The organism is Pseudomonas sp. LjRoot277 (assembly GCF_964253845.1).
Classification (GTDB): domain Bacteria; phylum Pseudomonadota; class Gammaproteobacteria; order Pseudomonadales; family Pseudomonadaceae; genus Aquipseudomonas.
The window spans coordinates 4,060,575-4,080,498 of sequence record NZ_CAXURI020000001.1; the positions used below are offsets into that span (position 1 = coordinate 4,060,575).

Consider the following 19,924-nt stretch of genomic DNA (forward strand, 5'->3'; position numbering starts at 1 on the left):
TCAGCTCCTGAGCAGTTGTTTGAGAGGCACAGCGGCATCGGCCAGTGCGTCCACCGAGAGGTAGTTATGGTTGGCGATCAGCCGCTCGCACAACTTGATGTCCTTGGCGACGCTATTGCCCTGGCCCCAGCCGCAAGCACCTTGCAGACGTTGCTCGGCATCGAGGTAGAACAACAGAAAACCGCCCTCCGGGGTTGCCCGGCTCGCCGAGGGTTCGGCGTTCGAGATCACGCCCACAATCTGCAATCCCCAGTCGTATTGATCAGACCAAAAACCGGGAATGACCGCGAAAGGTTGCTCGCCGCCCAACAGATTCAGGGCAGCGTGATGGCCTTGGGTCTCGGCGTTGCGCCAGGTTTCCTGACGCTGGAAAACCCCTTGCGGGTGCAGCTGAAACTCACAGACATCGCCCGCCGCAAAGATGTCAGGCGCGCTGGTGCGCAACTGAGCATCGACACGGATGCCCTGCCCGACTTCGAGCCCCGCTGCCTCGGCCAATTCAATGTTGGGTTGCATGCCGATGCCCACTACCACTAGGTCGCAGGGCAGAAACTCGCCGTCAACCAGTTGCACCGCCTCGACGCAAGCGTTGCCCTGCACCGCCTCAATGGTCACGTTCAAGCGGACATCCACACCCTGACCGCGATGCAGTTCCAGCAGGACGCTGGACAGTCGCTCCGGCAACACCCGCCCCGCCAGACGCGGTCCGGCCTCAAGCAAAGTCACCGAGCAACCCAAGGCACGGGCGGTCGCGGCGACTTCGAGTCCGATGAAGCCGCCGCCGATGATCACCAACCGAGTACCGGGCTGCAACGAAGCGCGCAGTGCCAGCGCTTCGTCGTGTGTTCGCAGATAAAGCACGTTGCCCAGATGCTCGGGCACATAAGCCAGTCGCCGTGAGCGCCCTCCCGTCGCGAGCAACAGGCGCGCATAGGCCAGCCAGCTACCGTCGGCCAACTGCAGACGATGCTGCTGCGGGTCGAGGCTTTTCACCGGATTGCCGGCCAGGTGTTCAATGTCCAGTTCGGCGAGTCGAGTGCTGTCGCACAAGCTGTAGCCCGCCAGATCTACCGTGCCCTGCAACAGTCCCTTGGACAGCGGCGGACGTTCATACGGAGGGTGAGATTCATCGCCTATCAGAATCAGGCGACCGCTATAACCTTCAGCACGCAGGGTCAGCGCGGCGCGGCCACCCGCATGCCCGGCGCCGACGATGACCAGTGGAGCATTGGCAGAATTCATGGCACTGACTCCCTGCAATTAAACCGTAATGGCCAGCAGGACACGCCCCGCCTCGACCCGCACCTGATAGGTCTTGAGGTTGACGCACACCGGGGCGCCAAGGGCTTTGCCGGAGCGGTAGTCGAAACGCCCGTTGTGCTTGGGGCACTCGATGACATGCTCCATCACCAGGCCATCGGCCAGGTGAATGGATTCGTGGGTGCACAGGCCCGCGGTGGCGAAGAACTCGCTGTCGGCGGAGCGGTAGACGGCATAGGTGTGCTGGCCATGGTCGAAACGAATGACGTCTTCTTCATTAATCTCGCCCACGGCACATACATCGATCCATTGATCGGTCATGGCGTTTTCTCTTGTTAGGGGTACAGACAGGAAGGTGTCAGGCCGGCGTTACTTCAGGTTTTGCCTGGGTGCTGGCGGCAGGCTCTGCGCATTGTGGCAAAGGACGACGGATGAAATAAGTCGGGTCTTTGCGCTGCTTCCAAATGGTCGGGAGGATTTCTTTGAAGGCCGCGAACAGACTGGTGTACGGCGGCGGACAGTCGTGGCGGATTTCCTCATGAAGCTGCGCCAGCGCATGAAACGGCACCATCGGATACATGTGGTGCTCAAGGTGATAGTTCATGTCGAGGTACATAAAGCGCAGCACCGGGTTCATGTAAATGGTTCGGCAGTTGCTGCGGTGATCGAGTACGTCTTCAGCCAGGCCGACATGCTGCGTAAGCCCGAACAGGTAGGACAGCCAGCCACCGTAAAGGGTTGGCAGACCGATAAACATCAGCGGCAACCAGCTCTGCAGATACAGTGCAGCGCCCACGACAAGCCCGTAAATCACCAGCCAGACGCGCGCGTCTCTCGTCACTTTGGGCCACCCCGATTCCGGGATGAACGTCTGCTCTTCTTCATCCATCCGCCCGACTGCATGCCGGCAGACTGACGCCATCGTCTTCAACGCGTAAGGCATCCTGAACAGGCTCAGCACCATATTGATCAGGCTCGGCGGACGTGGCTCGACGATCTCCGGATCGCGGCCGACGATGATGGTGTCGGTGTGGTGCCGTGCGTGGCTCCAGCGCCAGACCTGGGGTTCGAACATGAACATGAAGCTCGACAGCTGGTAGACCGCATCATTCATCCAGCGGGTTTTGAACGCCGTACCGTGACCTGCTTCGTGCCAGCGGGCATTGGACGCCGTACCGTAAAGCAGCCCATAGACGAAGAAGAATGGAACGCAGGCCCAGGAACCCCAGAACCAGTAACCGCCGAAACCGGTGAGGACCATCGATAGCAACCAGATCGCGGTATCGCGCAAGGCCGGGCCGTCGCGGCGCTGCATCAATTCCTTCATGCGTTTACGAGAAATGGGCGATTGGTACCAGTTGGCCGAGACCAAACCTTTTTGCGCCGCTTTGGCGGCTTCGGGACCGATCAATCGATAATCCCGAGGCACGGGTTTACCGCGGTGTTCATAGGCTGCGTTTTGTTCAGGCATTTTATTGTTCTCCGCAAGCTTGATGGTTTCAGGCACTTTTCGACGCGGGATCACATCGTTGGAGAAAAGATAGAGAGCCCAAAGATTACCCTCAAGCCCTTGAATACATTCCCTATCAAGCTATCATCCAGGCCCAGCAAGGCTTGATAGTTTTCTATCAAGGCGTTTTCGGGACCCGCCATGACCAACACTAAACGCCCCACCATCGCCACGGTCGCCGAGCACGCTCGCTTGAGTGTCGCCACCGTGGACCGGGTACTCAACGCCAGAGCGCCGGTCAGCCCGGCCACCGCCGAACAGGTATTCCAGGCCGCCGAAGCCGTCGGTTATTTCGCCGCCCGGCTGATCGGTCAGCGGATCCGCGAACGGCGTCCCAGTTATCGTTTCGGCATCCTCTTGCTCGGTACCGCCCAGGCGTTCTATTCCAATGTTGCCGCCGCCATTACCGAGGCGGCGCAGCGTCACACCGGCGCCAACCTGAGCTGTCAGTTTGAGTACGTTTTCGATCGCACACCGAGCGCCATCGTTGCTCAAATCGAACAACTGGCGGTGCAGTGCGATGGTCTGGCAGTGGTCAGCTTCGCTCACCCGCTGATCAATGCCGCCATCGCCCAGATCAGAGAGGCCGGCGTGCCGGTGATCGCGCTGCTGTCCGACATCGATGAGGCCGCGAATGAGCCTTACGTCGGCCAGGATAATCTTGAGGTCGGGCGCACCATGGGCTGGCTGATGGCTCACACCTGTGGTGCGCGCAAAGGCAGCGTCGGGGTGTTGCTCGGCGGCCACCGTTTTCTCGGCCATCAGGCACGGGTGGAGGGGCTGCGCAGTTACCTGACGGAACACGCACCCGGATTGCGCCTGCTTGAAGCGGTGATCAATCTGGATAATTGCGACATCACCGAAGAGGCGACCCTGGAACTGTTGGCGCGGCATGACGATTTGCGCGGCTTGTGCGTGGTCGGCGGTGGCGGCGACGGGATCATCAGTGCCCTGTCGCAGTTACCAAAGCGGCCGTCGCTGTGCTGCATTTTGCAGGAGTCGACCGAACTGTCGCGCCAGGCCTTGTCGCAGGGTTTGATCAGTTTGGTCATCGATTCCCAGCCGCGATTGCTGGCGGCGGCGCTGGTCGATTTGCTGCTGGAATTGCAGGCCGCGCCGGACTTCGATCCGGCCCGGCATCGCATCCATATTCCATTGCAGATCGTCACGTCAGAGAATGCCCGGCCCTGAACGGAAAGCATCGGCACTCAGTCCGAACCGATTCATCTTGTTGTACAACCCACCCCGAGAAACATTCAGCTGTTTGGCGGCCAGGCGGATGTTGCCGCGGGTATCCTTCAGGGCCGCAATGATCGCATTCATTTCATGGGCGCCAAGGTCCAGGGCGGTCCGGGGTTCGGGCACACTTCCCGGCGCCGATGGCCGCTGCCTTTGCTTGATTTCAAGCGGTAGATCACCCGGCTGGATCAGTTCGGTCACGGCCAGGTTGGTCGCCCGTTCAATGGTGTTTTCCAGCTCGCGAACGTTACCCGGCCAGTGGTAGGCCGACAGAATATCCAGCGCCTCTGGCGAGATGCCCTGCACCGATTTGCGCAGTGAGCGGGCGCAACGGCTGAGAAAATGGCGCGCCAGTAACGGCACATCTTCGTGGCGCATCCGCAGCGGCGGAACCGTCAGGTTCAGGACATTGAGCCGGTAAAAAAGATCCTCGCGGAAAGCACCCTCGGCCACCGCCTGACTCAGGTTGCGGTGAGTAGCAGCGATGATGCGCACGTTCACCTGCTGCGATTTTTTCGCGCCCACGCGTGTCACCTCGCCTTCTTGCAAGACGCGCAGCAGACTGACCTGGGCATCAAACGACATGTCACCGATTTCATCGAGAAAGATCGTTCCGCCATCGGCCAGTTCGAACTTCCCGGCAGAGCCTCCGCGCGCCGATCCGGTGAAGGCGCCTTCGACATGACCAAACAATTCGCTCTGCACCAGATCTCGCGGAATAGCCCCGCAATTGACGGCCACAAAAGGACCGCTGCTACGGTCACTGGCGTTATGGATCGCCTGGGCGAATAGCTCCTTGCCTGTGCCGCTTTCACCCAGAATCAGCGTGGTCGAATCACTGCGACTGGCAATCCGCCCCAGGTGCAACGCGTCCTGTATCGCTCGCGAATTGCCCTGAATGGTCTCGAAGGTGTAACTGGCTTGGGTGCCGATGATCCGGCGAGTAATTTCCCGGATGCGTCGGTTCTCCCGCAACGAGACAATGCGTCCACCCTGCTCCAGCGAGCACACGGACACCAGGCACGCCAGTTGACTGCGATCATGCAATTCAAACGTGCAGTCCAGATCCCGCAGCCCTTCCCCGCCTCGCAGCAGAATCTCATCGGTCAGTTCACTCTGGCCCAAGCGCTGGAACGGACTGCCCAGCAGGTCCCGGCCCACGCGGAACAATTGGCGGGCGTAACGGTTGAGCGCCTTGATGCAGCCCCGCTCATCCAGCACCACCAGTCCTTCGTTGAGCACTTCAAGCACGGTTTGTTGTTCCTCCAGCAATGCTTGCAGCGCCATCTGCCGCGAGACCGCTTCGGCCGCTGCCTGGACAGTGCCGAGGGTATGAAAATGAAACCAGCCCGGCTCTGCGGTCAGGGTCAGCATGGCCAGTGTCCGGCCCTGCGCATCCCTGATCGGCGCGGCGGCACAATGCATGCGCCGCCGACGCAGGCCGACGCCGAAGTTTTCCTCGGCCAGCACATACACCAATCGGTCTGCGGCAAGCGCCAGCCCCGTGCAGTTGGTGCCCTGCACGGACTCCAGCAGCCGGCTGCCCACCGGCGTGAGATCCAGGCCGCAGAAATATAGCGTCGTCCCTTCGGCATCGGTCAGATTGATATGGCCCCTGGGGTTGTAAGCCAGCAACCCGCGCATGACCTCCGCCGCCGCCGTGATCAACACACGATTGGCCGCCAACGTTGCGGCCAGCACGTCGGGGGCGACAAAACGGTATTGGCCATCATCCGGATCGAGGCCGGCACTGACGCTGCGCAACCAAGAGTCCCAAATAATCTGCCTGACCCCGACAGGTCGATCGGTGCGACCGTTCAGGCACGCCAGCCAGGCCTGCTCCAGCTCAGCGATCGGTCCTTCGTTTAACGACGCCGGACCGAGCGCCGTAATGTAGTCGAGGTCTTGCACGCTGAAGGCCATTGGCTGTGGGATCACCATTTGCTCCTATGTTCATATTTTTGACATGTCAGTATAGACATGTCATTTGAATGAACACTTATTTCAAACACCTTTAAATACTCCCTTAAGTATCAATGACTTAAATATTGGCACAGCCCTTGCTCCCTGCTTTGTACCAGCGAGGACATTCCTGCTGTCGAGTCATTGAACAACAATAAAAGGGAGTCATTTCATGAGTACGTCCAAGATCATCCGCCTGGGTCTCATCGGTGCTGGCCGCATGGGCAGCTTTCACGGTCTGACTGCCGCCCGGCACATTCCCGGTGCCTGCCTGGCCGCCATCGCCGACCCGACACCCGGTCAGGCCGCCCGCCTCGCGGCAGAATTAGGTGTGCAGCGGGTCTATACCGATCCACAGCAATTACTCGATGACCCGGAAATAGACGGCGTCCTGATCGCCGCCCCTGCCCGCAGCCACGCCGAACTGGTGATCAGTGCAGCCCGCGCCGGCAAAGGGGTGTTTTGTGAAAAACCCATGGCCATCACCCTCGACGAAGCCGACCGCGCCATCGCCGCTGCTGCCGACGCACGGGTGACGCTGCAAGTCGGTTTCAACCGCCGCTTTGCCAAAAGCTTCCGAACGGCTCACCTGGACGTGGTCTCCGGTCGTATCGGTACGCCGCAACTGCTGCGCTCGCTGACTCGCGACCCGGCGCTGAACAATCCGGCCGCCTCGCCGCAGTGGGTGATCTTCCTCGAAACCCTGATTCACGACTTCGATACCCTGCGCTACCTGAATCCCGGAGCCGAAGCGGTCGAGGTTTTTGTCATGGCCGATGCCCTGATCGCACCGGACTTCAAGGACAAGGGCTTCCTCGACACTGCAGTGGTCACGATCCGTTTCGACAACGGCGCCATCGCGACGGCCGAGGCCAATTTCCAGGCCGTCTATGGCTACGATGTTCGGGGGGAAGTGTTCGGCAGCGCGGGCATGCTGACCATGGGCAGCGTCAACGAGTCTGACCTGGTTCGCTATTTGGCCAATGGCATCCAGGCCGACACCCAGCGCCTGGACACCGACCTGCTGCGTGATGCGTATGTGGCCGAGCTCAACCACTTTGTCGACTGCCTGCGTACCGGCGAAAAACCCCTCGCCAGCGGCGAAGATGCCCGGGCGGCACTGGCCATTGCCCGCGCGTGCATCGAGTCGTTCCAGCAAGGCAAAGCGGTGCGCGTGCAAGGAGCCCGCTCATGAGTTTCATACCGTTCAAACTGGCGATCAGTGCCGAGATGGTCTTCCTCGACCTGCCGTTCACCGAACGCGTCAAACGAATTCACTCGCAGGGCTTCAGCGCCGAACTCTGGGGCTGGACGCAGAAAGACATTCCAGCCCTTGTCGCCACTGGCGCTGATTTCACCTCGATGACGGGTTACATCTCGGGCAATCTGACCGATCCCGACGACATCCAGCACCTGCTCGACAGCGCACGCGAATCGCTGGCCGTCGCCGCCCAACTGAATTGCCCGAGCCTGAACCTGCACGGCACTGGCCTGGGCGACAAAGGCTTGCCAGTCAAACCCGTGGCCCTCACCACGGGACGCATGTGGTTGAGCGCCTGCAAGACCCTGGAAAAAATCGCCCGTCTGGGCGAAGAGGCAGGCCGGGTATTCTTGCTGGAAAACCTCAATACCGAAGTGGACCATCCCGGCACCCCTTTCGCTCGCGCCGACGATACCCTGGCGTTGATCGAGGCCGTGGGCAGCCCGCATTTGAAGATGAACCTGGACCTTTACCATGCCCAGATCGGCGAAGGAAACCTGATCGAACTGATCCAGCGCGCAGGCAGCGCCATCGGGGAAATCCAGGTCGCCGATGTCCCCGGCCGCATGGAACCGGGCACCGGTGAAATCCATTATCCGGCCATTGCCAAAGCCTTGTTCGGCATGGGATACACCGGAGTCGTCGGGCTCGAGGGCTGGGCCAGCGGTGACAGCGAAGCGGCACTGGAACGCTTTCGACAGGCCTTCACACTGGATTAAACCTTATGCCAGCTGCAACGCACTCTTTGTAGCAGCTGTCGAGCCTGCGAGGCTGCGTTCGGTTCGGGCCGCGTTCGGACGAAGCAGTCGTGAATCCGGCTGATGCGGTTTACCTGATACACCGCAAGTTCTGGTTTGACGACTGCTTCGTCCGAACGCGGCCCGAACCGAACGCAGCCTCGCAGGCTCGACAGCTGCTACAGATCGCATTGCGGCTTGACTGACTGAACTTGATGAATGTCGACTCATAACAAAAAAGGAAAACCATCATGCGTCGTTGCACACTACTTTTTGCCACGCTGTTATTACTCTTCAGCCAATGGGCCGCCGCCAGCTATCGCATCGGCGTCAGCATTGCCAGGGTCGACGACAACTTCATGACCTACGTGCGTAGCGGCCTGGAAGAGGCCGCCAAAAAGGAGAACGTCCAGATCCAGTTCGAGGACGCCCAGGGTGATGTGGTTCGCCAGCTCAATCAGGTCGAGGGTTTCCTCAGCCAGAAAGTGGATGCCGTCATTGTCTTGCCGGTGGACACCGCTGCCACCGCCAACATGACGCGCGCCGCCGTCGAGGCGAAGACACCGCTGGTCTACGTCAATCGCCACCCGGACGAACGCGTCTTGCCCAAAGGCGTGGTCACGGTGGCGTCCAATGACATTGAGGCCGGTCAACTGCAGATGCGCTACCTGGCCGACAAGCTGGGGGGCAAAGGCAACATCGCGATCATCATGGGCGACCTCGCGCAAAACTCCACGCACGACCGTACTGAAGGCGTCAAACAGGTACTCAAGGACTATCCGGGGATCAAGATCGTCGAACAACAAAGTGCCGAGTGGCAGCGCAACAAAGGGATGGACCTGACCAGCAACTGGCTGCTGGCAGGTACCCGTTTTGATGCCATCGTTGCCAACAATGACGAGATGGCCATCGGCGCCGCCATGGCATTGCAGCAAGCCGGCAAAGCCAAGGGCGAGATTGCGATTGTCGGTATCGACGGGCTGCCCGACGGCCTGGCGGCCATCAAGCGCGGGATGCTCGTCGCCTCGGTATTTCAAGACCCCAAAGCGCAAGCGACCAGCGCGCTGCAAGCGGCCATCAAAATGATCAAAGGGGAGCCGGTCGAGGCGGATGTCTGGGTGCCCTTCCAGCTGATCATGCCGGAGCAAGTGGCCGTGTTTGAGCAACGCTACAAATAACATCAAACGGGAGCATGGCCTGCCGACAGGAAGTCAGCAGGCCATGCGCGTCGCCGTTTACAGGTCGGTGATTTCCTTATGACGTGGCACCAGCGCCTTCATCACGCTCCACGCCACCAGATAGGCCAGCGCGCAGATGGCAAACATGATCATGTAGCCGGTATGGATATCGCCGATCAGTTTGTAATGGTCGATCACCCAACCGCCGGTCTTGGTCATCACAACGCCGCCCAAGCCGCCGGCCAAACCGCCAATGCCGACCACCGACGCGATGGATTTTTGCGGGAACATGTCAGACACGGTGGTGAAGATGTTGCACGACCACGCCTGATGCGCCGATGCGCCCACGCCGATCAGCAGCACCGGTACCCAGAAACTGATGTAGCCGAATGGCTGCGCCAGCAGTACCAGCAACGGGAAGAAAGCAATCACCAGCATGGCTTTCATACGGCCGTCATACGGCGCATCACCGCGTGACATGAAATAGCTCGGGAACCAGCCGCCGCCGATGCTGCCCACCATGGTCATGCTGTACAGCACGGCCAGCGGCAACACGATGGCCTGGCCCTTCATGCCGTATTGCGCCGACAGGTAGGTCGGAAGCCAGAACAGGAAAAACCACCAGACGCCGTCGGTCATGAACTTGCCGAAGGCAAAGGCCCAGGTCTGGCGATAGGTCAGCAACTTGAACCACGATACTTTTTTGGCCGCAGCACCCGAGTCAGTGCCGGTGAGCGCTTGTGCGCCCTGATCGCTGCGGATGTAGGCCAGCTCTTGCACCGACAGACGCTTTTGCTGCTCCGGTTTTTCGTACAGCGCAATCCATACCGCCACCCAAACGAAGCCCAACGCACCGATCACGATGAACGCCGCTTCCCAGCCCCAAAGGCCGGCAATCAGCGGCACGCTGATCGGTGCCAGGATCGCGCCCACATTGGCGCCGGAGTTGAAGATACCGGTGGCGAAGGAACGCTCCTTCTTCGGGAAGTATTCGGCGGTGGCCTTGATCGCAATCGGGAAGTTACCCGCTTCGCCGATCGCCAGTACGGCGCGCGACAGCATGAAACCGGCGATTGAAACAGGGATCACGGCAAGGCCCAAGGCGCTGCTGATACCCGCAATCCCCTCGCCCATCGGCTCCGCAAAGGCGTGCATGATCGCGCCGGTCGACCAGATGCAGATCGCTACCACATAGGCCTTCTTGGTGCCGATCTTGTCAACGAAGCGGCCGGCGAACAGCATGGAAATCGCGTACACAAACTGAAAGACAGAGGCGATGTTCGCGTAATCGGTGTTACTCCAGCCAAATTGCGTCGACAGGTCCGGCGCCAACAGACTCAGTACCTGGCGGTCCAGGTAATTGACCGTAGTGGCAAAAAACAACAGCGCGCAAATCGTCCAGCGGTACTTGCCGACGGCCTGGCCGATTCGTTGCGGATTGATGGGCTCGTTCAGATTCATGGCATCACTTTATTGTTGGATTATGGTGATGATCTCTCGGTTTCAAGCGAGATCAATTGTGTCGTGAAGCATCGCCAAAACGCGATGAGTCCACGCCACTGTATTGCGGGCTCGAAAATGGGTACCCCATGCTCAGCGGCTGGAGTTGGACATTTGGCAAGAGCTATCGGGCGTTTGGTGGGACAGTCGTATGCGACAGGCCTGACTGTGGAGATGGGCAAGCAGTCAAGGTCGAACCATAGGAAGCGGCATTCAGGGCGATGCGCGGGCGAGTTGTGTTCATGATAGGCCGACACTCTTTTTTATTTTTAGGGTTCAACAGTCGGTGATCGTCTGTCGTCGTACAACTGCACCTTTTATATCCAGTTCACTACCGGGCTGTCAATCTGAAAAAACAGCCGTTCGTCTCGACAAAGGCTGCTCGATAGAAATTCGATCAGGTCCAGAGGACGTAGTCTGTGGACCAGTTAGCGCTGGGATGTATCGGGTGTTGTCAGCGAGATATGAAGGTTTTGAAGATTAAACATTGTTGTACGACAACGCACTTAAAAAGCTCATGACGAGAGACATCGATAGCAGTCATCTCGTCAGAGTGGTTTTCGACTGCCAGGTCGGCGAAGACGGATCAGGATTTCGCAGCCGGTTTGGTGCGAGCGGCCGCTGTCGATGTGTTGAGCGCCACGGCAGCGAGAATGAGCGCCTTCAAGGCTTTCTCATCAGGCGTGTCGCCCTCATGCACATCAATGGCACGTCGGGTGTTGCCCTCGAGGCTGGCGTTGAAGAGGCCTGAAGGGTCGTCCAGCGACGCGCCCTTGGCAAACGTCAGCTTCACGACCTGCTTGTAGGTCTCGCCGGTGCAGATGATTCCGGCGTGCGACCACACTGGAACCCCCCGCCACTTCCATTCCTCGACCACGTCGGGGTCGGCCTGCTGGATGAGCGTGCGGACCCGAGCGAGCGTCTCGCCCCGCCAATCGCCCAGTTCCTTGATTCTCGCGTCTATCAGCTGAGAGGCCGAATCTGCGCCCTCTTCCTCTTTTGCACCGACCTGCTCTTTCTTCATGGTGGTTGTCGCCTTCTTCATGAGGGTATTCAAAACCGGGCTTTACAACGTTTTTTGACTGTTGCCGAGGGTCTTGGCCTTTTCGATCCCCCAGTCAAAGGCAGCCTCCATGTCCAGCAGATGCGGTTTTGGATCGTGGTCCTCAAAAATGGCGGTGCCGTCCGGCCGGTAAACACCGATGAACATCCCCAGTGAGCCGTCCTTCAAGATCTCGGTTTTGACCTCGATCTTGCATCCGTTCGACAGCGTTTCCTTGTGGTGCATATGGCGTTCAGTCATGGCTGCATTTCTCCCGTCGTTAAAGTCCGAGTAGCGCATTTACCCATTGGCCATGTTAGCTCAGTGCGGCCCACTAAAAGGCCTGCCAGGACAGCGGCGTAATGCCACCTATACTAGAAGCCACCGCCCCCTCGGGGTCTGCACTCCCAACAATAAAAAGCAGAGGTGGAACATGGTCTGGCAGCAAATCTACGATCCGTTCGGCAACCCGATACTTTCAACCCTCATGGCAGCAGTGCCGGTCGTGGTGATGCTGGCAGCCCTTGCGTTTTTCCATGTGAAGGCGCATCTGGCCGCATTGATGGCCCTAGCGTCGGCGCTGGTGATCGCGATCTTCGCCTTCGGCATGCCCGCGAACATGGCCGGCTCGGCCGCACTGTACGGCGCCGCCAACGGCTTGCTGCCGATTGGCTGGATTGTGCTCAACATCATCTTCCTTCATCGGCTGACCACCGAGAACGGCTCGTTCAAAGTGCTGCAGGATTCCCTGGCGCGCATCACTGATGATCGACGCCTGCAACTGCTGCTGATTGCCTTCTGCTTCGGTGCTTTCTTCGAAGGGGCCGCAGGCTTCGGTACGCCGGTGGCGGTGACCGGGGCGATTCTGATCGGGCTGGGCTTCTCGCCACTGGCCGCGTCTGGCCTGGCGTTGATCGCCAACACCGCGCCCGTGGCGTTCGGTGCGCTGGGCACGCCGATCATCACCCTGGCCAAGGTGACCGGGCTGGATGAAATGGAACTGTCGATGATGGTCGGCCGGCAATTGCCGTTCTTCTCGGTGATCGTGCCGTTCTGGTTGATCTGGGCATTCGCCGGCTGGCGCAAGATGCTGGAAATCTGGCCGGCGATTCTGGTGGCCGGGGTCAGTTTTGCCGTGCCGCAGTTCCTGGTGTCCAACTACCACGGGCCGATGCTGGTGGACGTGATCGCCGCGCTGATTTCCATGGCCTGCCTGACCGGTTTCCTCAGAGTCTGGAAACCGGCCACCGTGCATACCTCCGCCGCGCTGTCCGGGCGCGTCGACAATTCCAAAATAGCCGAAGAGCATGACGAAAAACCCGTCGCCAGCGCGACCTTTGCCAGCGATGCCAAGCCTGCGGTGATGCGCGCGTGGATGCCGTGGATCATCCTCACCGTGTTCGTGTTCGCCTGGGGCACCCAGGGTTTCAAAAACATGTTCGATACTCGCCCGGCGATTGATCCGGCCACCCACTCGGCCAAGCTCGACCCGCAAGGCAAACCGATGCGCGAAGCGAACCCGATCTTCGCTCCGGTCGTGACGTTCACCACGATTCACCAGCAGATCGAGAAGGTCCCGCCCGTAGTGCCCGCACCTAAAACCGAGGATGCGGTCTACAAGTTCACCTGGCTCACCAGCACCGGTAGCGGCATCCTGCTGGCGGCGATCCTCGGCGGACTGCTGATGGGCTATTCCATCCCGCAACTGATCCACCAATACCTGCGAACGATCTGGGTCGTGCGTTACTCGCTGATCACCATCGTCGCGATGCTCGCCCTGGGCTTCCTCACCCGCTATTCAGGCCTGGACGCCACCATGGGCCTGGCCTTCGCCGCGACGGGCATCTTCTACCCCATGTTCGGCACCCTGCTCGGCTGGCTCGGCGTAGCCTTGACCGGCTCGGACACGGCGTCCAACGTGCTGTTCGGCGGCTTGCAACGGGTGACCGCCGAGCAACTGGGGATCAGCCCGGTGTTGATGGCTGCCGCCAACAGTTCCGGCGGGGTCATGGGCAAGATGGTCGACGCGCAGTCGATCGTGGTGGCCTCCACCGCGACACGCTGGTACGGGCATGAAGGGGAAATCCTGCGTTATGTGTTTTTCCACTCGATCATCCTGGCCATTCTGGTCGGTGGTTTGGTGACGTTGCAGGCGTATGTGGCGCCGTTCAGCCATATGGTTGTCGGCGGGCATTGATCGACTAGCCCGCCATTCTCAAGTCTTGGCCCCTGGTGCATCGCAGGGGTCAAGGCTTGGGATTCTTGACCCAACGCATGACCACAAAGCACGCGATCAGGATCATCGGCGCGATCGACAGCATGCCCATGTAACTGGTCCCCGAAACATCGTTGATTTTGCCCACCATCACCGGAGCGACCATGCCGCTGAGCTGGCCGATGGAGTTGATGGCTGCAGTTCCACTGGCAATCGCCAGCCCCGAGAAGGTCGATTGAGGAATCGTCCAGAAGATTGGAATGGCGATGAACGTCCCCGCCGTGGCCAGGACCAGTGCCGCCATCATGGCCCAGGACGAATCGGAAAACAGGCAGGCCAGCAAGTAACCCACAGCCGCCAGCAACAGGCACATCACCAGGTATTTCTTGCGCTCACCGGTGCGGTCCGAAAGTCGCGTCAGCCAGATCATGCCGATGCACGCAACGATATACGGCAGGGATGACAGCATGCCGACCCAAAAAACGCTCTGCACGCCGGACGACTTGATCAAGTGCGGCATCCAGAAATTAAGGCCATAGGAAGCGGTCTTGATCACGAAGTAGATGAACGCCATGATCGCGACTTCCCGCGTCAGTAACACTCGCCACAGCGACCCCAGTATCGGCTTCTGCCTGGCTTTGTCATGCGCCAGATTGGCGGCAAGCAGGTCTTTCTCCCCCCTTGTCAGCCACTTGGCCGACTCGATATCACGATCGAGTTTCCACAACACCAGCACACCCAGCACCACACACGGTAAACCCGACATCAGGAACAGCCAGTGCCAACCCGCCAGGCCAAGCACACCATCCATCGTGCCCAACAAAATCCCGGCGGCCGGCCCGCCCAATGCCCCCGCCAGAGGGACCGACAGGAACCAGAGGCCGTTCATCTTTGCCAAGTGCTTTTTCGGGAACCAGCACGCCAGGTAGAACAGAATCGCTGGACCAAAACCGGCTTCCATGACCCCAATCAGAAAACGCAAAAAGTAGAGCGTGTATTGGGTGTAGGCAAACATCATTGCGGCGGTGGCCAGCCCCCACGAGACCATGATCCGACAAATCCAGGCCGGGGCACCGTATCGTTTGAGGCCCAGGCTGCTGGGCACTTCGAACAGCACGTAGCCGATGAAGAACATGCTCGCGGCCAGTCCATACGCGGCATCGGTCAAGCCCAGTTCATGCTGCATCTGGGTCTTGGCGAAGCTGATATTGATCCGGTCAAAATAAGAGAACAGAAAGCAGATAATGGCCAGCGGCATGATGCGCCAGGCCACGCGCCGATAGAGCAGCAGCTCATTGATCGTTTCTTCATTGCGTGCCAGTGCAATTTCGCCAGTCATGGCAACCATAGTGTTTCTCCATTGTTGTAATTATTGGAGAGAGGCAACGTCCTTCAGGACCTTGCTCAACGGGTTTAGCTGATTCGAATCAGTTTGTCCTTGTAAGCCTGGCCCTTGGCGACATAATCCTGGGCGCTACGCTGCAGGCCGGCGATGGCTTCAGGCGTCAGCTCTCGCACGACTTTGGCGGGGGCTCCCAAAATCAGCGAGTTGGCCGGGAACACCTTGCCTTCAGTGACAATCGCCCCGGCACCGACCAGGCAGTTCTTGCCGATGACCGCGCCATTGAGTACCACCGCCTGAATCCCGATCAGCGCCCCATCACCGATGGTGCAGCCATGCAACATGGCCTGGTGGCCGATGGTCACGCCCTCGCCCACCGTCAGCGCAAATCCGGGGTCGGCGTGCAAGACCGCGCCTTCCTGTACGTTGCTGTGCTGACCGATTCGAATCGGCTCGTTGTCACCACGCAGAACCGCCTGGGGCCAGACACTGACGCCCTGCTCCAGCGTGACATTTCCAATGACGGTGGCGTCTTCGGCGACGAAAGTTTCGGCGTGGATGACGGGGATCAGCGTGTCGTATTGATAGATAGCCATGGCAGCGCCTCCTCAGGCCTGAGCGTCGGTTTTAAGCACGCCGGCCGCGCACAACTCGGCGATGTGCTCGTCGCTGTAACCGAGTCCACGCATGACTTTGTGCGTATGCTCGCCGATGCGCGGAATCGATTGACGCGGTTGCAGACGTTCGCCATCCAGGGACAACGGCAGCAATGGCATGGCGGTGAACGATCCGTCTTCGAGTTCGAGATTCGCCAGGCCACCGCTTTGCAGCAGGTGAGGATCGTCGAACAACTCCTCAGGGCGACGAATCGGCGCAAAGGGAATGCTGTGAGCCTCCAACTCCAGAGCCAGTGCCTGAGCATCCATCGTGGCAAAGACTTCGGCCATGTGAGCCAGCAACCGGGGTCGCTGCAACACGCGATCATTGTTGGTGGTGAGGGTCTGGTCGTCGAGCAACGCGGTCTGACCGAGCAACTGACACAAGGCATTCCACTGCCCTTCGCCGGTGGCCGCCACGAACATTTGCTCACCGTTGGCGAACTCGAACACGTCGTAGATCGCCCAGGCGCTGATGCGGCTTGGCATTGGCGCGGCCGCCTGCCCGGTCACGGCGTACTGCTGCATGTGTTGGGCCGCTAGCAATACGCAATTTTCGTAAAGCGCGCTTTGCACCTCACGGCCGACACCAGTGGTGTGGCGATCATTGAGCGCGGCAAGCACGCCGATAGCGCCAAACATCCCGCCCATGATGTCGTTCACCGAGCTGCCGGCCCGCAACGGTCTGCCGACGGGGCCGGTCATGTAGGCCAGGCCCGCCATCATCTGCACCACTTCATCCAGGGCCAGGCGATTGTCATACGGGCCGTTGAGAAAGCCTTTGTGCGAGGCATAAATGATGCGCGGATTACGCTCACGCATCGCGGCGTAACCGAAGCCGAGTTCCTGCATGCGCCCGGGTTTGAAGTTCTCGATGAACACGTCGGCGGTGTCGATCAGCTCCAGCACGGCGTCGCGCCCTTGCGGGGTGTTGACGTCGATGGCGATGCACTGTTTGTTGCGGTTGAAGGTGCGAAAGAATCCGGCACCGGCCCCCAGCAGACGACGCGTACCGTCACCGCGGGTTGGCTCGATCTTGATGACTTCGGCACCGAGGTCACCGAGGATCATCCCGCAGGTCGGCCCCATCACCATGTGAGAAATTTCGACGACACGAATGCCGTCCAATGGAAGTCTGGACATGAATGTTTTCCTCGATCGAACAGGCTCAAGCGCGGCTGACGGGTGGCGTGTAATTGAGTGGCAGACCGGCGCGGGCAATGCAGCCATAAAGGGTTTCGTCCGGCAACGCGGCATGCAGCACGTCTCGTGATTCGATCAGTGCGGCCAGATCGATGCCGGAGTCGTAACCCATGCTGTGCAGCATGAACACCAGGTCTTCCGTCACGGTGTTGCCGGACGCGCCCGGTGCGAACGGGCAACCGCCCAGCCCGGCGAGGGACGAATCGAGTTCGGTGATGCCTTGCTGCACGGCCACCAGACTGTTGGCCAGCGCCAGACCACGGGTGTCATGAAAATGCGCAGCCCGGAGTTTTTCACCGGCGATGGCTCGAACTGCCTGCAACGTGGTCGCCACCTGACCGGGATTGGCATAGCCGGTGGTGTCACCGAGCGAGACCAGATTGCAACCGGCCTCAAGCACGTGCCGGGTCAATTCGCACAAGTCGCTCAACGGTACATCGCCCTGGCGGGTGCAGCCGAAAGCCACGGACATTCCGGCAATCACTTGAACGCTGTGCAGACCCAGCTCGGTGCGCAACTGGCACATCCGCGCCAGCTCTTCGACCATTTCCAGCGGCGTACGCCGAACATTGGCCAGGCTATGGGCCGCGCTGACGGAAACAGGCGCAATGATGCGGTGAGCACCGGACTCAAGCGCGTCCCGACAGCCGCGCAGGTTCGGCGCGAGGACCGAGACCACCAGATCGGGGTAACTCAAGGCGTGGGCAACGACTTCCTTGGCATCGGCCATTTGCGGCAGCAGTTTGGCAGGCACAAAGGACGCGACTTCCATATGCCGTACGCCAGCCGCATAGGCGGCATCGATCCATTGGCGTTTGGCAGCAGTGGGCATGATGGCTTGTAGGCTCTGCAATCCATCGCGCATGCCGACTTCGTTGATCGTTATTGTTGTCATGAAGTTCTCTCACAGGCTGAAGCACAGGCTCAGACTAGAGAGACTCCAAGGCGCCGAAAAGACGTGATTCACGGTCTGATCCATCGTCAACCGCGATGGATGGATTCAGGTCATGGTTTGTCGTGGCGGTGCCCGTAACAGCAGGTGATCCAGCAGCTGACGGGCTGAAAGCGACAGTGCCTCACGATCCCGCACGCAGATCACAAACTCGCCCAGTGCCCAATCGTCGGTCAGGGGGATGATGCGCAGGTCGAACAGTTGCCTGTAGCGCGCGACGGCTTCCAGCGGGAACACCGCCAGTCCCAGCCCGAACTGCACCAACCGGAACGCTGCGTCGAATGACGATACATAGGAGCGGAAACGCAGCTCCCGACCGTGCTTTTCCGCATCTTCGCGCATGAAGGTATTGAGCGTGGCGAAGGCCGACAATCCCAGGTGATCAAAATCCAGCGTCTCTTCGAACGCAAGGCTGGTGCGATCGGCCAAGGGATGATTCGCACCTACCACGACGGCCAGATGGTCCTGGCGGTAAGGCAGAAACTCCAGGTCGCCCACGGCCATCGACCGCCTGCAAATGCCCAGGTCGGCATTTCCTTCGGCCACCCCACGGACTACATCGGGGCTGAAACGCTCTTCGATGTCGACCTGGATTCTCGGGTTGGCCAACATGAAATCGGACAATTCTTCCGGTAAAAACTCCATGATCGAGGACACGTTCGCCAATACCCGGACATGCCCACGAGCCCCCCCCGCATATTCGCTGAGCTCACTGTCGAGCCTTTCCATTGCTCGGGTCAGTGACCGGGCATGCCGCAGCAAAGCCTGCCCTGCCGGCGTCGGTTCAACCCCGCGCTTGCTGCGTTTGAGCAACGGCGTGCCGAAACGCAGCTCAATGTCGGAGATCCGTTTACTGACCGCCGATGGCGCGATGAATGCCCGCTCGCTGGCCCGTGCGATGGTGCCTTCGTCGCAGACCAGAATAAACAGGTGCAAGGAGAAGTGATCCAGATGCGGCATTACGCCCACCCCTCAAGTCGCAGCGTAGCCCGAACCAACCGTTGTTCCTCGCTTTCGATTTCCTTGAGGTTTTCGCAGATGCTCTGAATGTGCGCGATGGCCGCCTTGCGTGCCTGCTCCGGCATACGGCCGGTGACGGCGTTGTAGAGCCGTGCATGTTGGCGGTCGATCTGACGCTTTTGCGGTTCGCGGTGATAAAGGTTGTTGACCGAGGCAAACACCGTGTTCAGCAGCAAGTCCGTCAGCGAGCGCAAGGTCTGCACCAGCACCGGGTTGTGCGACGCTTCGCAAATCGCCAGGTGAAACGCATGATCAAGCCGGGCGTGTTCGGACGCCTCCAGAGAGCGGCTATGGGCATCAAGCAACGCCTCGTAGCTGCGGGTGATGAGGACGAAGTCGGCGTCGGTTCCACGCAACGCCGCGAGGCGTGCGGACTCACCTTCGAGCAGGCTGCGGACCTCGAACAAATCGTAGAGCGTGCGTGGCTGTGAGCTGAACAAGTGCATCAGCGGTGACGCGGCACCGTGCCCCGAAAGGTCGGCGACAAATGAACCTTTGCCCTGCTCTGTCTTGATAATCCCGCGAGCGCGCAACAGCTTCAGGCCCTCGCGAAGTGCCGTGCGGGAAACGCCGAGTTTTTCGGTCAGACGACGCTCCGACGGCAACAGCTGCCCGGTCTTGAGCACCCCGTCCACGATCAGCCGTTCTATGCGTTCACAGACCACGTCTGCGACTTGTGGATTGCGGCTCGTTTCTGCCCTTTCCATCGACTCTCCAACTGGTATGACCAGTCTCACTACCAAAACCACCAATGTTCAAACACAAACATAAGCTTATGTTTTAAAACTGTTTATTTGCACCAATAAAAAACCATCGAATAAAAAACTGGTTCGACCAGCCAAACAAC

18 protein-coding genes are annotated in these 19,924 nt (G+C 59.7%); 5 read left to right on the top strand and 13 right to left on the bottom strand.

What is annotated here, in order from left to right; all coding sequences use genetic code 11:
• From ACSQ87_RS19060 to ACSQ87_RS19070, 3 genes are read right to left on the bottom strand one after another with little or no spacing between them, the layout of a single operon-like run.
• Complete coding sequence (locus ACSQ87_RS19060; RefSeq protein WP_436274097.1) at window positions 1-1,242, bottom strand: NAD(P)/FAD-dependent oxidoreductase; 1,242 nt, start codon at window positions 1,240-1,242, stop codon at window positions 1-3.
• An 18-nt stretch (window positions 1,243-1,260) separates the two neighbouring features.
• A complete protein-coding gene (locus ACSQ87_RS19065; RefSeq protein WP_008151778.1) occupies window positions 1,261-1,581 on the bottom strand; it encodes a MocE family 2Fe-2S type ferredoxin in 321 nt (106 codons plus the stop codon).
• Between the two features lie 37 nt (window positions 1,582-1,618).
• On the bottom strand, window positions 1,619-2,731 hold the full coding sequence (locus ACSQ87_RS19070; RefSeq protein WP_436274098.1) for a fatty acid desaturase family protein: 1,113 nt from the start codon (window positions 2,729-2,731) through the stop codon (window positions 1,619-1,621).
• A gap of 180 nt (window positions 2,732-2,911) precedes the next feature.
• Between ACSQ87_RS19070 and ACSQ87_RS19075 the strand changes: the two genes are divergently transcribed.
• Entirely contained in the window at window positions 2,912-3,961 is a 1,050-nt protein-coding gene (locus ACSQ87_RS19075; protein WP_223433063.1) for a LacI family DNA-binding transcriptional regulator, read from the top strand.
• Here the strand turns inward: ACSQ87_RS19075 and ACSQ87_RS19080 are convergent.
• Window positions 3,941-5,950, bottom strand: a complete 2,010-nt coding sequence (locus tag ACSQ87_RS19080; protein WP_436274099.1) for a sigma-54 interaction domain-containing protein — start codon at window positions 5,948-5,950, stop codon at window positions 3,941-3,943. The two genes, ACSQ87_RS19075 and ACSQ87_RS19080, sit on opposite strands and share 21 nt — an antisense overlap.
• 193 nt (window positions 5,951-6,143) lie before the next feature.
• On the opposite strand from ACSQ87_RS19080, the gene ACSQ87_RS19085 reads away from it, so the two are divergent.
• The 3 genes from ACSQ87_RS19085 (at window position 6,144) to ACSQ87_RS19095 (ending at window position 9,147) form a co-directional block, all read left to right on the top strand.
• Window positions 6,144-7,166, top strand: a complete 1,023-nt coding sequence (locus tag ACSQ87_RS19085) for a Gfo/Idh/MocA family oxidoreductase (protein WP_436274100.1) — start codon at window positions 6,144-6,146, stop codon at window positions 7,164-7,166.
• Window positions 7,163-7,951, top strand: a complete 789-nt coding sequence (locus ACSQ87_RS19090) for a TIM barrel protein (RefSeq protein ID WP_436274101.1) — start codon at window positions 7,163-7,165, stop codon at window positions 7,949-7,951. Before ACSQ87_RS19085 ends, ACSQ87_RS19090 begins: the two co-directional genes overlap by 4 nt.
• A 269-nt stretch (window positions 7,952-8,220) precedes the next feature.
• Entirely contained in the window at window positions 8,221-9,147 is a 927-nt protein-coding gene (locus ACSQ87_RS19095; RefSeq protein ID WP_436274102.1) for a sugar ABC transporter substrate-binding protein, read from the top strand.
• 57 nt (window positions 9,148-9,204) lie between these two features.
• On the opposite strand, the gene ACSQ87_RS19100 is transcribed toward ACSQ87_RS19095, so the two are convergent.
• The 3 genes from ACSQ87_RS19100 to ACSQ87_RS19110 form a co-directional block, all read right to left on the bottom strand.
• On the bottom strand, window positions 9,205-10,608 hold the full coding sequence (locus tag ACSQ87_RS19100; protein WP_436274103.1) for an MFS transporter: 1,404 nt from the start codon (window positions 10,606-10,608) through the stop codon (window positions 9,205-9,207).
• A 625-nt stretch (window positions 10,609-11,233) separates the two neighbouring features.
• Window positions 11,234-11,671, bottom strand: coding sequence for a DUF1801 domain-containing protein (locus ACSQ87_RS19105; RefSeq protein WP_436274104.1), 438 nt, complete (start codon window positions 11,669-11,671; stop codon window positions 11,234-11,236).
• A gap of 42 nt (window positions 11,672-11,713) precedes the next feature.
• Window positions 11,714-11,950, bottom strand: a complete 237-nt coding sequence (locus ACSQ87_RS19110; protein ID WP_046049268.1) for a hypothetical protein — start codon at window positions 11,948-11,950, stop codon at window positions 11,714-11,716.
• Window positions 11,951-12,122: 172 nt separating this feature from the next.
• On the opposite strand from ACSQ87_RS19110, the gene ACSQ87_RS19115 reads away from it, so the two are divergent.
• Window positions 12,123-13,886: an L-lactate permease gene (locus tag ACSQ87_RS19115; protein WP_150657372.1), complete on the top strand. Its 1,764-nt coding sequence runs from the start codon at window positions 12,123-12,125 to the stop codon at window positions 13,884-13,886.
• Between the two features lie 49 nt (window positions 13,887-13,935).
• Here the strand turns inward: ACSQ87_RS19115 and ACSQ87_RS19120 are convergent, their stop codons facing one another.
• From ACSQ87_RS19120 to glcC, 6 genes are all read right to left on the bottom strand, one after another.
• Window positions 13,936-15,252 carry an MFS transporter gene (locus tag ACSQ87_RS19120; RefSeq protein WP_046055876.1) on the bottom strand — a complete coding sequence of 439 codons (1,317 nt, stop codon included), beginning with the start codon at window positions 15,250-15,252 and terminating at the stop codon, window positions 13,936-13,938.
• 65 nt (window positions 15,253-15,317) lie between these two features.
• Window positions 15,318-15,842 carry a gamma carbonic anhydrase family protein gene (locus ACSQ87_RS19125; RefSeq protein ID WP_436274105.1) on the bottom strand — a complete coding sequence of 175 codons (525 nt, stop codon included), beginning with the start codon at window positions 15,840-15,842 and terminating at the stop codon, window positions 15,318-15,320.
• A gap of 12 nt (window positions 15,843-15,854) precedes the next feature.
• A complete protein-coding gene (locus ACSQ87_RS19130; RefSeq protein WP_436274106.1) occupies window positions 15,855-17,045 on the bottom strand; it encodes a CaiB/BaiF CoA transferase family protein in 1,191 nt (396 codons plus the stop codon).
• Between the two features lie 25 nt (window positions 17,046-17,070).
• Window positions 17,071-18,000, bottom strand: coding sequence for a hydroxymethylglutaryl-CoA lyase (locus ACSQ87_RS19135; RefSeq protein ID WP_436274107.1), 930 nt, complete (start codon window positions 17,998-18,000; stop codon window positions 17,071-17,073).
• Between the two features lie 105 nt (window positions 18,001-18,105).
• The gene (locus ACSQ87_RS19140; RefSeq protein WP_436274108.1) at window positions 18,106-19,017 is read right to left on the bottom strand and encodes a LysR family transcriptional regulator; all 912 of its coding nucleotides are present in this window, start codon (window positions 19,015-19,017) and stop codon (window positions 18,106-18,108) included.
• Entirely contained in the window at window positions 19,017-19,784 is a 768-nt protein-coding gene (gene glcC, locus ACSQ87_RS19145; RefSeq protein ID WP_223431476.1) for a transcriptional regulator GlcC, read from the bottom strand. Before glcC ends, ACSQ87_RS19140 begins: the two co-directional genes overlap by 1 nt.
• Window positions 19,785-19,924: the final 140 nt, after the last annotated feature.

Excerpts from the sequence above, each read along its gene's own strand:
- ACSQ87_RS19135 (WP_436274107.1), bottom strand. The coding sequence starts at position 18,000 with ATGACAACAATAACGATCAACGAAGTCGGCATGCGCGATGGATTGCAG.
- ACSQ87_RS19085 (WP_436274100.1), top strand. The coding sequence starts at position 6,144 with ATGAGTACGTCCAAGATCATCCGCCTGGGTCTCATCGGTGCTGGCCGC.
- glcC (WP_223431476.1), bottom strand. The coding sequence starts at position 19,784 with ATGGAAAGGGCAGAAACGAGCCGCAATCCACAAGTCGCAGACGTGGTC.
- ACSQ87_RS19120 (WP_046055876.1), bottom strand. The coding sequence starts at position 15,252 with ATGGTTGCCATGACTGGCGAAATTGCACTGGCACGCAATGAAGAAACG.
- ACSQ87_RS19090 (WP_436274101.1), top strand. The coding sequence starts at position 7,163 with ATGAGTTTCATACCGTTCAAACTGGCGATCAGTGCCGAGATGGTCTTC.
- ACSQ87_RS19115 (WP_150657372.1), top strand. The coding sequence starts at position 12,123 with ATGGTCTGGCAGCAAATCTACGATCCGTTCGGCAACCCGATACTTTCA.
- ACSQ87_RS19075 (WP_223433063.1), top strand. The coding sequence starts at position 2,912 with ATGACCAACACTAAACGCCCCACCATCGCCACGGTCGCCGAGCACGCT.
- ACSQ87_RS19110 (WP_046049268.1), bottom strand. The coding sequence starts at position 11,950 with ATGACTGAACGCCATATGCACCACAAGGAAACGCTGTCGAACGGATGC.
- ACSQ87_RS19105 (WP_436274104.1), bottom strand. The coding sequence starts at position 11,671 with ATGAAGAAAGAGCAGGTCGGTGCAAAAGAGGAAGAGGGCGCAGATTCG.
- ACSQ87_RS19095 (WP_436274102.1), top strand. The coding sequence starts at position 8,221 with ATGCGTCGTTGCACACTACTTTTTGCCACGCTGTTATTACTCTTCAGC.
- ACSQ87_RS19060 (WP_436274097.1), bottom strand. The coding sequence starts at position 1,242 with ATGAATTCTGCCAATGCTCCACTGGTCATCGTCGGCGCCGGGCATGCG.
- ACSQ87_RS19070 (WP_436274098.1), bottom strand. The coding sequence starts at position 2,731 with ATGCCTGAACAAAACGCAGCCTATGAACACCGCGGTAAACCCGTGCCT.
- ACSQ87_RS19125 (WP_436274105.1), bottom strand. The coding sequence starts at position 15,842 with ATGGCTATCTATCAATACGACACGCTGATCCCCGTCATCCACGCCGAA.
- ACSQ87_RS19140 (WP_436274108.1), bottom strand. The coding sequence starts at position 19,017 with ATGCCGCATCTGGATCACTTCTCCTTGCACCTGTTTATTCTGGTCTGC.
- ACSQ87_RS19080 (WP_436274099.1), bottom strand. The coding sequence starts at position 5,950 with ATGGTGATCCCACAGCCAATGGCCTTCAGCGTGCAAGACCTCGACTAC.
- ACSQ87_RS19130 (WP_436274106.1), bottom strand. The coding sequence starts at position 17,045 with ATGTCCAGACTTCCATTGGACGGCATTCGTGTCGTCGAAATTTCTCAC.
- ACSQ87_RS19100 (WP_436274103.1), bottom strand. The coding sequence starts at position 10,608 with ATGAATCTGAACGAGCCCATCAATCCGCAACGAATCGGCCAGGCCGTC.
- ACSQ87_RS19065 (WP_008151778.1), bottom strand. The coding sequence starts at position 1,581 with ATGACCGATCAATGGATCGATGTATGTGCCGTGGGCGAGATTAATGAA.